At 58.6% G+C, this 12,673-nt stretch carries 13 protein-coding genes; 10 read left to right on the forward strand and 3 right to left on the reverse strand.

Features of this window, described 5'->3' with window-relative positions; genetic code table 11:
* Positions 1 to 46: 46 nt before the first annotated feature.
* Complete coding sequence (phnP, locus tag Ga0074115_RS01930) at positions 47 to 799, forward strand: phosphonate metabolism protein PhnP (protein WP_057955277.1); 753 nt, start codon at positions 47 to 49, stop codon at positions 797 to 799.
* 28 nt (positions 800 to 827) lie between these two features.
* Here phnP and Ga0074115_RS01935 read toward each other — a convergent pair whose 3' ends face one another.
* Positions 828 to 2,297, reverse strand: coding sequence for a 2Fe-2S iron-sulfur cluster-binding protein (locus Ga0074115_RS01935; protein WP_057955276.1), 1,470 nt, complete (start codon positions 2,295 to 2,297; stop codon positions 828 to 830).
* A gap of 40 nt (positions 2,298 to 2,337) precedes the next feature.
* Positions 2,338 to 3,324 (reverse strand): glucokinase, encoded by a 987-nt coding sequence (gene glk, locus Ga0074115_RS01940; RefSeq protein WP_057955275.1) that lies wholly within the window; start codon positions 3,322 to 3,324, stop codon positions 2,338 to 2,340.
* 102 nt (positions 3,325 to 3,426) lie between these two features.
* Here glk and uvrD point away from each other — a divergent pair, with 102 nt between their 5' ends.
* The 5 genes from uvrD to Ga0074115_RS01965 all read left to right on the forward strand — a co-directional run bounded on the left by uvrD (position 3,427) and on the right by Ga0074115_RS01965 (position 9,942).
* The gene (gene uvrD / locus Ga0074115_RS01945) at positions 3,427 to 5,589 is read left to right on the forward strand and encodes a DNA helicase II (protein WP_057955274.1); all 2,163 of its coding nucleotides are present in this window, start codon (positions 3,427 to 3,429) and stop codon (positions 5,587 to 5,589) included.
* 29 nt (positions 5,590 to 5,618) lie between these two features.
* Complete coding sequence (locus Ga0074115_RS01950) at positions 5,619 to 6,557, forward strand: HDOD domain-containing protein (protein WP_057955273.1); 939 nt, start codon at positions 5,619 to 5,621, stop codon at positions 6,555 to 6,557.
* A gap of 138 nt (positions 6,558 to 6,695) precedes the next feature.
* Positions 6,696 to 7,787 (forward strand): TRAP transporter substrate-binding protein, encoded by a 1,092-nt coding sequence (locus Ga0074115_RS01955; RefSeq protein WP_060528150.1) that lies wholly within the window; start codon positions 6,696 to 6,698, stop codon positions 7,785 to 7,787.
* A gap of 61 nt (positions 7,788 to 7,848) precedes the next feature.
* Positions 7,849 to 9,000 carry a radical SAM family heme chaperone HemW gene (gene hemW, locus Ga0074115_RS01960; RefSeq protein ID WP_060528165.1) on the forward strand — a complete coding sequence of 384 codons (1,152 nt, stop codon included), beginning with the start codon at positions 7,849 to 7,851 and terminating at the stop codon, positions 8,998 to 9,000.
* 336 nt (positions 9,001 to 9,336) lie between these two features.
* Positions 9,337 to 9,942, forward strand: coding sequence for a helix-turn-helix domain-containing protein (locus tag Ga0074115_RS01965; RefSeq protein WP_158294675.1), 606 nt, complete (start codon positions 9,337 to 9,339; stop codon positions 9,940 to 9,942).
* A 105-nt stretch (positions 9,943 to 10,047) separates the two neighbouring features.
* Here Ga0074115_RS01965 and Ga0074115_RS01970 read toward each other — a convergent pair whose 3' ends face one another.
* Entirely contained in the window at positions 10,048 to 10,512 is a 465-nt protein-coding gene (locus Ga0074115_RS01970; protein ID WP_060528151.1) for a hypothetical protein, read from the reverse strand.
* A 116-nt stretch (positions 10,513 to 10,628) separates the two neighbouring features.
* Here Ga0074115_RS01970 and Ga0074115_RS01975 point away from each other — a divergent pair, with 116 nt between their 5' ends.
* From Ga0074115_RS01975 to Ga0074115_RS01985, 4 genes are all read left to right on the forward strand, one after another.
* On the forward strand, positions 10,629 to 10,898 hold the full coding sequence (locus Ga0074115_RS01975) for a WYL domain-containing protein (protein WP_157292608.1): 270 nt from the start codon (positions 10,629 to 10,631) through the stop codon (positions 10,896 to 10,898).
* Between the two features lie 134 nt (positions 10,899 to 11,032).
* Positions 11,033 to 11,395, forward strand: a complete 363-nt coding sequence (locus Ga0074115_RS01980; RefSeq protein ID WP_057955750.1) for a DUF3135 domain-containing protein — start codon at positions 11,033 to 11,035, stop codon at positions 11,393 to 11,395.
* A 92-nt stretch (positions 11,396 to 11,487) separates the two neighbouring features.
* Positions 11,488 to 11,691, forward strand: a complete 204-nt coding sequence (rpmE, locus tag Ga0074115_RS15620; protein ID WP_006475008.1) for a 50S ribosomal protein L31 — start codon at positions 11,488 to 11,490, stop codon at positions 11,689 to 11,691.
* A gap of 176 nt (positions 11,692 to 11,867) precedes the next feature.
* Complete coding sequence (locus Ga0074115_RS01985; protein WP_057955769.1) at positions 11,868 to 12,533, forward strand: thermonuclease family protein; 666 nt, start codon at positions 11,868 to 11,870, stop codon at positions 12,531 to 12,533.
* The last annotated feature ends 140 nt before the right edge of the window (positions 12,534 to 12,673 follow it).

Consider the following 12,673-nt stretch of genomic DNA (forward strand, 5'->3'; position numbering starts at 1 on the left):
GCGGGGCTGTATTGTCTGCAGCAGCCAGCCCGATTTGGGGAGCGTGATGAGACTGACCCTGCTGGGCACCGGCAGCGCGGGCGGTACGCCCCGCTATGGTTGCGACTGCCCTGCTTGTAGGCGGGCGGCAGAGGATCCGCAGTGGCGGCGGCGTGCTTGCAGCGCCCTGCTTGAGGTGAATGGGCAGAAGATCCTGCTGGATGCGGGGCTCACCGACCTGGCCGAGCGCTTTCCGCCCGGCAGCCTCAGCCAGATCTTGCTTACCCACTATCACATGGACCATATCCTCGGACTGTTTGATCTGCGCTGGGGGGTGAATCAGCGCATTCCGCTGGCCGGGCCGGATGATCCGGAAAAGAGCAGGGAGCTCAAGCGACACCCAGGCATTCTTGATATCAGCCACCTTGAGGCGTTCGAGGGGCTGGAGTTAGGGGCGATCCAGGTAACCTCCCTGCCCCTCAATCACTCCTGTCCGAGCTTCGGTTACTGTTTCGATGACGGGCGCAATAGCCTCGCCTATCTCACCGACACCCAGGGGCTGCCGGAGCAGACTGAGGCCTGGTTGATGCGGCAGCGCCCAGGTTTAATCGTCATCGACTGCTGTCTTCCTCCAGGCAAGCGCGGTGGCGGTATGCACAATGACCTCCAGTCTGCCTGCGATACCCTCACGCGGTTGCGCCCTGAGAGAGGTGTGTTGAGTCATCTCGGCCATGATCTGGAGAGCTGGTTGATGCAGCAGCCTCAGGTATTGCCGGCTGGTGTGGAACTGGCTCAGGATGGTCGAGTCTACACACTCTGATGGCAGCTTTGGGCGCCTTGAGAGGCCCTCATTCCGTCGCCTGCAGATGCCAGCGCTCGTCATCTAGGCCGTTCATCCGAGCGCTATCACGCAGTGCCTGTAACCACTGCTCCGGACCTGCGGCATAGAGGTCGGAGCGGTGCGGTTCAACCTCCGGCGAGTTGATCAGCGACAGTAGAGCCTCTACAGGGGTAGAGGGGCTGAGCGCATGGTAGTCGAAGTTATCCAGGGAGTGAGACCAGGAACGCATCAGGTTGTCTAGTGGTGAGCCTGGTGCATTGGCCCCCAGCTGGATCAGCATCAGATGTTCGGCGTTGTCGATGGTGATCGCCTGCTCGACCAGGCTCTTGATCGGTGCCAGTCCATTGCCGGCGGCAATAAAGATGGCCGGTCGTGATGACTCCTCCTCCAGTACAAATCCACCCTCAGGGCCCTTCAGCAGGACGGTTTGTTCGGCGATGCTGCCGTTGAAAACAAGCTCGCCAAACTCTCCGCTCCCTTGCCGCGGCACCAGGAACTGTAGGTTGCGCCCATCGCAAGGGCAACTGGCGACAAACAGGGAGAGGCTGCTGCCCTCTTCGGCGCTGAGCTCGACCCGCTGGCCCGCCTTGAAGCGCAGTGATTTGGTGTGTGGCGTTTGCAGGTTGAGTAGCGCAAGATCAGTGCCAGCCGACTCGATGCTGCGTACCCGGGTACGGATATTCTGCTGCGGCAACGTGACCCCCTGACCCGCCTCGCTCGCCTCCAGCACCAGGTCGGAGATGGCGGTATTGGAGCAGGCGAGGATATAACCCTCTTCACTCTCCCGCTTGCTCAGAACATAATCGTGATCACGCAGCTTGCGTACCGCTCCGGAGACCACCTTGCACTTGCAGTCGCCACAGTTGCCGCTGGAACAGCCGTAGCCGAGATGCAGCCCTGCCTTCAGTCCAGCTTCGAGGATAGAGTCGTTGCCGTCGACAAAAAACTCATGGCCGCTGGGCAGCAGACGCACGCTGGCGGTGACTATCTTGAGCAGGGCATTCTTGGCAAACACGGTGGCTCTGGCGTCCTCAGCGCGGTCGAGTCGCCCCATCGCCTTTTTGAGCTTGGTGATGCAGCGTTTTACCTCTTGCTGAAGGTCGGCGGTGGGTGCATCGATTGCTGCCTGCAGGCTCTGCTGGGTATCGCCGATCAGCATTTCCGCGCCGTTGAGCGCTGCCTTGGTCTGCACTAGGGTGTGCTGAAACTCCCGCAGACGCGACATCAGCACCTCGGGGTCAGGCAGCCAGCCGTCGCTGTATTTTGCCTTGGGGCGCGCCTCCCGCTTGATCCGCTGTACCCGTTCAAACACCGGGTCACTATCCATGTTGATTTCGGGATAGAGGCGGATCAGATCCTCGACCTGGATCTTGCCCTCAAAGGTCTCCACTCCCTCTTGGTGAATCCGTTTTTGAAGTTCACCACGAGTGACACCGGCAAGCCGGGCTGAACGGGAAAGGTTGAGAGGTTGTGACATGAAAAGCCCCTTACTTACTATGGTTGGTAGATAACTATATTTAGAGTGACATGGTGGCGGCGAAATGGGCGACGCCAAGCAGTGCGGTACGCTGGTTGAGGATGATGCGGACCGGCATTGAGGCCATCAGTTCCTGCATGCGTCCTTTATCGAGAAAGGCCTCGATGAAAGCGCCTTGTCGGAGTCGGTCGATCAGCTTCGGTGCGATACCGCCTCCCAGATAGACCCCGCCGGTGGCCATGATCTTCAGCGCGTGATTGCCGACCTCCCGGCCATACAGCCGCACAAACAGATCCAGTGCCTGATCGCAGATCTCATCCTGTTTTGTGAGGGCGGCATTGGAAATGGCCGCGGCACTCCCCTGCTCCCGCATCACCTGTTTCAGCCAGGCTGGCGCAGGGGCCTTCCGGTGTTGCCGCAGAAAGTCGTGAATTGTCTCCAGCCCCGGGCCGCAGACCAGCCGTTCCCAGCTGACATGGCCGTGCTGTTTTGTCAGATGTTCGAACAGTGCAAATTCCAGCGGGGTGCTGGGGCTAAAGTCGCTGTGCCCACCCTCGGTGGCAAAGGGAATGTGCTGGTGGCCGTCCCAGAACAGCCCCGCCTCTCCCAGTCCGGTGCCGGCAGAGACGATGGAGCGGTTGCCCTGGGCGTCGGGATCGCCCGCCTGCAGCAGCACCATCTGCTCATCTTTGAGGCGATCTATGCCCCAGGCATTCGCCTCCAGATCGTTGAGCAAGTGGGTGGCGGCAAAACCGAAACGGGCGTTGATGGACTTGGCGGAGAGCTGCCAGTGGAATTTGGTGGTGGTGCATTGGCCATTCCGGACTGGGCCGGGTACGCCAAAGGCGGCACGTTCCACCTCAGCGCCGCTCTGCTGCAGAAATTCGGCAATGATTGCTTCAAGTCCGTCAAACTCAGCGCTAGCAAAATCCTTTTCTGTCACCAGCTCCAAGCCGGCATCGGGGCCGGTTTGGTAGATTGCCAGCCGGCTGTTGGTACCGCCAATATCCCCTGCAAGCAGCTGCATCTCTGTCCCTCTAGTGATTCCTGCGAACCATTTTAGTCAATTCCATCAGACAAGGGTTGTTGAATTCGACCCGCAGGACGACAAGCCTGATAAAATGCCGGGATGGATGTTTCACCGATTCTCGATCCTCTCAACGAAGCCCAGCGTGACGCGGTCAGCGCGCCGGTGGGCAATCTTTTGATCCTCGCCGGCGCCGGTAGCGGTAAGACCCGGGTGCTGGTGCATCGCATCGCCTGGCTGATGGCGGTGGAGGCGGCTTCGCCCTGGTCGATCCTCGCCGTCACCTTTACCAACAAGGCGGCGAAGGAGATGCGCGGGCGTATCGAGGAGCTGATGGGGCAGCCGGTGGGGGGCATGTGGGTCGGCACCTTCCACGGTCTCGCACATCGCCTGTTGCGCGCCCACTGGCAGGAGGCGGGATTGCCGCAGAGCTTTCAGATCCTCGACTCAGATGATCAGTTCCGGCTGGTTAAACGGGTGTTGAAGAGCCTCGATCTGGACGAGGCGAAGTGGCCGCCGCGCCAGGCCCAGTGGTTCATCAACGGTCGCAAGGATGAGGGGCTGCGCGCCCAGCACTTGGATGACGGCGATGACCCCTATCAGCGGCAGATGATCCGCATCTACACTGAGTACCAGGCCGCCTGCGAGCGCGGCGGGGTGGTCGATTTTGCCGAGCTGCTGCTGCGCGCCCATGAGTTGTGGCGCGATCGGCCTGACATCCTGCAGCACTATCAGCAGCGCTTTCAGCATGTGTTGGTGGATGAGTTTCAGGACACTAACGCGATCCAGTATGGCTGGCTGCGGCTGCTTACCGCCGGGCGCAACAACCTGTTCGTGGTGGGCGATGACGACCAGTCGATCTACGGTTGGCGCGGTGCGCGGGTGGAGAACATCCAGAGCTTCGAGCAGGACTATGCCGCCAGCCAGCTGATCAGGCTGGAGCAGAACTACCGCTCGACCGGCAACATCCTTAACGCCGCCAATGCGCTGATCGCGCGCAACCCCTCGCGGCTCGGCAAGAATCTCTGGACTGAGGATGGCGAGGGGGAGCCGATCAACCTCTATGCCGCCTTCAACGAGGTCGATGAGGCGCGCTTCGTGATCGAGCGGATCCGCCAATTCACCAGCGAGGACCACGCCCGCGCCGACTGTGCCATCCTCTACCGCACCACTGCCCAGTCGCGGTTGTTCGAGGAGGCGCTGATCCAGGCCGGCACCCCCTACCGGGTCTACGGCGGGCTGCGTTTCTTCGAACGCGCCGAGATCAGGGATGCGCTGGCCTACCTGCGGCTGCTCAACAACCCTCAGGATGATGCGGCCTTCGAGCGGGCGGTCAACCAGCCGCCGCGGGGCATAGGGCCGAAGACCCTGGACGGGGTGCGTGCGCATGCGCGGGACTTCGACTGCTCCCTGTGGCAGGCCAGCGTCGATCTGCTGAAGGGTGGTGCGATGCCGAAGCGGGCCAGCAATGCGCTGCAGGGCTTTCTCGACCTGATCGAGGAGCTGCAGGTGGAGAGCCGTGACATGGCCCTCTCCGACAAGGTGGCCCAAGCACTGGCGATGAGCCGTCTACCGGAGCACTTCGAGAAGAGTCGCGACGGCAAGGGGCAGGACCGCAAGGAGAACCTGGAGGAGCTGGTCAACGCCTGCCGCCAGTTCAGCTGGGAGGCCCACGAGGACGAGGAGCTGGACGAGCTCTCCACCTTTCTCGCCCACGCCGCGCTAGAGGCGGGCGAGGCCCAGGGCGATGCCTTCGACGATTGCGTGCAGCTGATGACGCTGCACTCCGCCAAGGGGCTGGAGTTCCCGCTGGTGTTCCTGGTGGGGCTGGAGGAGGGGCTGTTTCCCCACAGCATGTCGGCGGATGATCCGGCCCGTCTGGAGGAGGAGCGCCGTCTCTGCTACGTCGGCATCACCCGCGCCATGCAGAGCCTCTATCTTACCCATGCGGAGAGCCGCCGACTGCACGGCCAGGAGAACTATCCGATGCCATCGCGCTTCCTGCGGGAGTTGCCGGCAGAGTTGCTACGTGAGGTGCGCTCCGGGCCGCAGATCACCCAGCCGCTCTACAGTCAGCCAAGTGCGGGCTTTGCCCAGGAGGCGAGCGGCTTCAATCTGGGTCAGCGGGTGGTACACCCCAAGTTTGGTGAAGGGGTGGTGCTCAACGCCGAGGGCCAGGGGCGTTCGGCGCGGGTGCAGGTCAACTTCGAGACAGAAGGGAGCAAGTGGTTGGTGGTGGCCTACGCCAATCTCTCCCCTCTGTAGCTGAAAAATTCGGAAGATCTGCCGATTAGATGCTGAGTAGTAGGCTGAAACTTGTCTCAGGTGGCATCAATGAGTCGGGGATTGAGATGATGGAACAACCGCTGGAAAAGAGTCTGGAAGAGTCTGAAGTTGAGGTGGTGCTGAGAGGGATCCGTATCCCACCCCAGCCGCAGATCCTGGTGGATCTGCATATGCAGATGGCGATGCCCGACTTTTCTCTGGCTGATATCGCTGAGTTGATCTCACGGGATGTCGGGCTCTCCGGCCTTGTGATGAAGGCGGTTAACTCCCCAGTATTTGGCATGTCGCGCACGGTCAGCTCGATCGATCATGCTATCGGTCTGTTGGGGCTCAACAGTCTGGTCAACATTATCAATGCGGTCTCCCTGCAGCAGACTATCGCTGACCAATCGGCAAAGACCCTGAACGCATTTTGGGATAATGCCAGCGATGTGGCGGTGACGAGTGCTGCGATCTCCCGGCGCCTTGATCTGGGATCGGCCGAAGAGGCCTATACCCTGGGCCTGTTCCACAACTGTGGTATCCCGTTGCTGGCGCAGAAGCACGCTGATTATCTCAATACGATTGGCCAGGCCTATCAGATGACCGATCAGCGGGTGACCGATTTTGAAAATCAGATGATAAATTCCAACCATGCGGTGGTGGGATATTACGTGGCACGCTCATGGAAGCTGCCGCTCTATCTCTGTGAGGCAATTGCCGAGCACCATAAAGCCGATCTCAGCCTGCAGAGTGATGAGATCAGCCAGGCCAACAAAAAAAACCTGCTTGCCATCCTCAAACTGGCGACCCACCTCTGTGCCACCTACCGTGTGATTGGCAGCAGCGGTATCGATCATGAGTTTGAGAGCTACGGACAGCCGGTACTGGAGTATCTGGGTATGAGCCAGATCGATCTGGCTGACTTGCGTGACGATCTGCTCGACATGGGTCTGGTCACACTCTGATCCGCGCATCCTCCTTGCCAATGACTGAGGCCAATCCCTGTGCTGCGGGCAGACACCGGCTTTAGTCATGCAGTGATAAATCGAAGGCGCTAGAATGGGCGCCTTGCCATCGTTAGGCATCTGACTGGAGGAGAGCTGATGAAGCGTCGCGAGTTTATCAAGGGGCTGGGAGCAGGTGCACTGGTGACCGGTGGTGCGCTGGGTGCTGTGTCACAGGCACAGGCACAGGCCAAGTCGACTATCAAATGGAAGATGGTTACCACCTGGCCAAAGAATTTCCCCGGCCTGGGGACTGGCGCCAATCTGCTGGCCAAGCTGATCACCGAGATGAGCGGTGGGCGGTTGCGGGTCAAGGTCTACGGTGCCAAAGAGCTGGTGCCTGCCTTCGAGGTGTTCGATGCGGTCTCCCGCGGCACCGCTGAGATGGGGCACGGTGCGGCCTACTACTGGAAGGGCAAGAGCGAGGCGGCGCAGTTTTTCTCCACCGTGCCCTTCGGCATGACCGCGCAGGAGATGAACGGCTGGATGTACTACGGCGATGGCCTCAAGCTGTGGCGTGAACTCTACGATGGCTTCGGTCTGGTGCCTGCCCCCGCCGGTAACACCGGGGTGCAGATGGGCGGCTGGTTCAACAAGCAGATCAACAGCGTCGATGACCTGAAGGGGCTGAAGATGCGCATCCCCGGCCTCGGCGGCGAGGTGCTGCGGCGCGCCGGCGGCACCCCGGTGAATCTGCCCGGCGGCGAACTCTTCACCTCGCTCAAATCCGGTGCCATCGACGCCACCGAGTGGGTCAACCCCTACAACGACCTGGCCTTCGGCCTCTTCAAGGCGGCCAAATACTACTACTACCCCGGCTTCCATGAGCCCGGCACCACCCTCGAGGCGATCATCAATAAAGAGGCTCTGCAGACGCTGCCGAAGGATCTCCAGTCGATCGTGCTGAATGCCTGCAAGGTGGTGAATCAGGAGATGCTGGCGGAATACACCGCGCGCAACCCGGCGGCGCTGCGCACGCTGGTGGAGAAGCATAAGGTCGATATTCGTAGCTATCCTGACGATGTGCTGGCGACCCTGCGCAGATACTCTGAAGAGGTGGTGACTGAGCTGGCCGCCAAGGATGCCTTTTCGAAGAAGGTCTTCGACTCCTACAGCGCCTTTCTCAAGGGCTCTCGGGAGTGGGGCGGGATCTCCAACCTGTCCTATCTGATGGCCCGCGACAAGGTTTGATAATTTTGCTTTGGCCGCCCCGGCCTGATCTGGCCGGGGCGGTTTGTTTCTATCCATCAGCATGATCGACTCGCTGCCACCGCTCTCTCTTTACATCCACATCCCCTGGTGCGTTCGCAAGTGCCCCTATTGCGACTTCAATTCCCATCAGGTGAGGGAGGCGCTGGATGAGCCGCCCTATATCGATGCGCTACTGGCCGATCTGGAGCAGGATATGAAGCAAACGAGTGGGCGGCCACTCCATTCAATCTTCATCGGTGGTGGTACCCCCAGCCTCTTCTCACCGGGGTCGATAGCTGCACTGTTGGCTGGAGTGATGGCGCGGGTTGAAACTGAGCCGGAGCTGGAGATCACCCTGGAGGCGAATCCAGGCACCCTGGAGGCGGACAACTTTAGTGGCTATCGAGATGCGGGGGTGAATCGGCTCTCGGTCGGGGTGCAGAGCTTCGATACTGCCAGACTGCAAGCGCTGGGGCGCATCCATGATCCGGATCAGGCGATGCTGGCGGTGGAGCGGGCCCGGCAAGCGGGTTTCAGCCGCATCAATCTGGATCTGATGTTCGGTCTGCCGGGACAGACGTTGGCCTCAGCAGCAGAGGATCTGAGCATCGCGTTGCAGCTCGATCCTGGCCATATCTCCTACTATCAGCTGACCTTGGAGCCCAACACCCACTTCCATCAGTTTCCACCAGCGCTGCCTGATGATGAGCTGATCTGGGAGATTCACTCCCAGGGGCAGACTCGTCTGGCTGAGGCGGGTTATCTCCAGTATGAGATCTCGGCCTATGCGCGCCCTGGCGAGCGCTGTCGGCATAATCTCAACTACTGGTGCTTTGGTGACTACATCGGTATCGGTGCTGGCGCGCACGGCAAGCTCACGCTGGCGGACGGGAAGATTCTACGCAACTGGAAGCAGCGTCATCCGCAGGCCTATCTTGTTGCTGCATGCGGGGCTGGCGCAGTTCAGGGGGAGCGTTGGCTGGAGAGAGATGACCGGCTGCTGGAGTTCATGATGAACGCGCTGCGCCTGAATGAGGGTTTTTCACTGTCGCAATTTGAGACGCGAAGCGGATTATCCCGACGGCAGTTGGACGAGGCGCTGGCAACTGCCCAAGCCCGGGAGTTGCTGTTGCGGTCCGGTGAACAGATTCGCCCCAGTGTCCGAGGGCATGCCTTTCTCAATGATCTGCTCGCGATATTTACTCCGCAGTAGGCTGGTTTATTTTGTAAACTACTGATATATGTCAGTGAAAAGGTCGTTCACTGGTTGTCCACTGTGATAGCACAGGCACTTTTCAGATGGACGGATGCTAGACTGTCGCCGGCTGATTATCAGGCTATAAATACCCGATAGTTAAATGGTTTCTCTTTTGATTGGCAAACTAAGCGAGCAATGAACTCACAGACCAAACAACCCACACTCTTTTGTGAGATGTCCCAATGCTGGGGCGGTGATGCTGCTGTTGAGTGCAGCAGTTGCGGACTGGATCCACTTTGTGCACTGGTTGATTACGGTACAAATGACTCGGTTGCAGTTGACGAGATCCTGTTGGCGAATCGCGCAGTTGCCAAAGGGGAGACCCTATTCCGGGTTGGAATGCCGTTTTTCTCCATCTTTTCTGTCAAGTCGGGCGCATTTAAAACGCTGTTGCCGTCCAGCCACTCGGCAGATCAAATCATTGGCTTTCACCTGCCGGGAGAGTTGATGGGGGTGGAAGGTATTGCCCAGGCGCGTTACCCGTTTACCGTGCGCGCTTTGGAGGTGAGTCATATCTGTGAGTTGCGCCTCGACCGGCTGAATGCACTGCTTGATGATAAGGAGCGGGTGCAGCAGGCGATTATCTCGATGCTGAGTGGAGAGGTGGCATTCCAATATTCCCTGACGGCGGAGCTGATTCGTCAGTCTGCCGAGGGGCGTGTAGCGGCCTTTCTGCTCAATCTCTCCCGGCGGCTTGTGGGGCGGGGCTTTTCCGGTTCGGAGTTCAACCTGCCAATGTCACGGGTCGATATCGGCAACTTTCTTGGCCTGGCGCCAGAAACCATTACCCGCTTTCTCAAGAGCCTGGAGCGCAAGGGGTTGATCGAGATCAGACGTAAAAGCCTGAAGATTCTCGACGAGGGAGGCGTTGCGGCGCTGGCAGAAGCTGGAGAGTGACCCGGCCGTTGCAGAGCCGTTGAGAGTGATCTCTTGCTCTGCAAGCAGGCCGGGCTGGCGCTGGGCGAGCCGGATTATAGCGCCAATGGTCGGTAGACTACTGCCTTATTCCTCTATGCGGCATTTTTCAAGGAAGTTATCCAGCCCGATCTCCTCCGCATATGCCTTGAGCACCTTGGGGCGGGGGCCTTTCTCTTTCACTACGATAATCTGATCCGGGTTGTCGGGCAGATTGTCATAACGGCCCGCAGGGATCTTGATGCCTGGTTTGGCTTTGGCGCGAACACGGCGGCGTTTCTTCACCGTTTTCTTTTTCACCGTGACGACCTGCTTCGACTCCTCGCCTTTTTTCTGCGCCTTATCGAGGCGGGCTACTACCCTGCGTGCGACCTTGATGTTGTGAATAATAAAGTCATCCAAGCTCAGGCCGGCTTGTTGCAGAATGTCGAGAATAGACTGCTGGGTCGTTTCCAGCGCCTGTTTCTGCTGCTCCTCTTTTGCCTGCTGTGCTTTTAGTTTTTCAAGTCGCGTGGATAATGCTTCAATCTCTTTTTCTGTTTTTGTTGCCATCTGTTTGCCAACTCCAAAGTTAAATAGAAAAGTGATTCTACGACGTAATTAATAATTGGGGAAGTAAGACAATTAATTTAATAGCATATAATTGCTTAAATTAAAGGGGTCAATGTATGAAAGCCTATAAACCTATCCCCTGTATGTTGCATGAGCAGTACGAATTTGCCGCATTGAAAATGAGATATATAGAGTTAGTTTGGTTAGATGAAGGTGGCACTGAAAGATCGATAAAGGTGAAACCTATCGATCTATTTGCAAAGCAGGGGGCTGAGTATCTAAAGGGTAAGACGCCGGCTGGAGAAATATGTCTTCTCCGGCTTGATCAAATAAAATCACCTGTCTGGGCAGAAAGCGGCGAGCCGTTACTGGGTTCCCGGGATTAAGAGGGGATGCAGCGCTTACGCTATTAATTCCCGAAGTGCGTAGTTCCTCAGAGTTATGCCCCATAGGAAAATGATTCTGCGACAGCCGGCAAGATTCGATGGTAATGTGCAGAAAAGTAATCGGTTTATTCCGAATGAAGAAGACACGACTCGACAAGATGGACTTTGATGCCATGTGCTCGACTGCCGCGGCTGACCCGGAGGGCTTCGAACAGCTGCGTCAGGAGGCTATCGAAAACCTGATCAGTCAGGCCCCGCAGGAGCGCCAGAAACAGTTGCGCAGCCTGCAGTGGCGCATAGACCAGGAGCGTCGAAATGGAACGCCGCTGAGCGCCTGTGTACGCATATCGCGTATGATGTGGGCGCGCCTGGCCGGTAGCAATGGCCTGCTGGATCGTCTCGAGCAACTGCAACGGTGCTGGAATGAAGGTGAGATCCCGCCTCCCGAGCCGAGCGCCAAGATTCTCAATTTCCCCCCATCGTTGGGTGATGGTTAACAGGGCCTTGCCAAGTCTAGCCATTTCTTATATTATTGCGCGCCTTCTCCGCCAGACTGGCGGTAAATCATAGTTTTCTGAATGGGTCTGACATGAAAGCGGATATCCATCCTCGATACGAGGAAGTCAAGGTCGTTTGTAGTTGCGGAAGTGAATTCACCACGCATTCCACTCTGGGTAAGGAAGAGCTTCATGTGGAAGTTTGCTCCGCCTGCCATCCTTTCTTTACCGGCAAGCAGAAGATTCTCGATACCGCTGGCCGGGTAGACAAGTTTCGCAGAAAATACGGCCGTTAGACCTCAGCTGGGGCGCTCCGCGGTCGAAAAATCGCACAGGACACCCCGGTTTTTTGATGATGGTCTGCAGAGGGCCCCTCTTGGTGGGGCTTTTTCTGTGCCTGCTGTTTTTTCTTCTCCCCTCTTTTGTCGCGGCTAGCTGCCAGTCATTCGAGTCGCCCACTCCGCAGGTTAAAGTGGCGAAGGTCTTCGATGGCGATACCCTTGAGCTTAAAGATGGCCGGCGTATCCGTCTGATCGGCATCAACACACCCGAGATTGGTCGCCAGGGCAGGACCGACGAGACGGGTGCTAGGGCAGCGCGACGGCTGCTGCAAAGCTTGCTTGAGGCCTCTGCTCAGCGTATCTACCTGAGGCCAGGTGAAGAGCAGCAGGACCGTTACCATCGCCACCTGGCTCACCTCTATAATGCCGACGGCGAAAACCTTACCGAGCGCCTGCTTGCTGCCGGAGTCGGTCTGCAGATCGCCATCCCGCCAAATCTCCAAAACCTCGACTGCTATGGCCAAGCGGAGGCAGAGGCCCGGGCTGTGGGCAGAGGGCTCTGGAAAGGCTCAGATTTTCCCCTCGACGTCAGTCGCCTGAGGGCCCGGGAACGTGGTTTTTATCTGTTGCGAGGGCTGGTGGCGCGTGCCAAGAGGGAGCGTGACAGAATCTGGATAGATCTTCAGGGAGGGGTGGAGCTGTGGGTCCACAATGATGAGCTGCCCTATTTTGGCGATTTCAAACCGGAGTTGCTGGCAGGGCGACCGCTGGAAGTGCGCGGCTGGCTCTACCCCGGCAAGGACGGTTTGCGCATGCGGTTACGCCATCCGGCGGCGATTCGGTGGCTGGATCGGTGAGGCGCGCCTAAGGTTATTTTCGCGGTGGCAGTTTGATCTGTGTTGCGGGGGGTGAACAGCTGCCCTGTTCCGATTCGCAGGCGCCGTTACCGCAGGCGCCGCAGCCTGCCTTATAGCCCCGATAGCTGGGGTCCTGTCGC

This window comes from endosymbiont of Ridgeia piscesae (assembly GCF_001443665.1).
Taxonomy (GTDB): Bacteria; Pseudomonadota; Gammaproteobacteria; order Chromatiales; family Chromatiaceae; genus Endoriftia; species Endoriftia persephonae.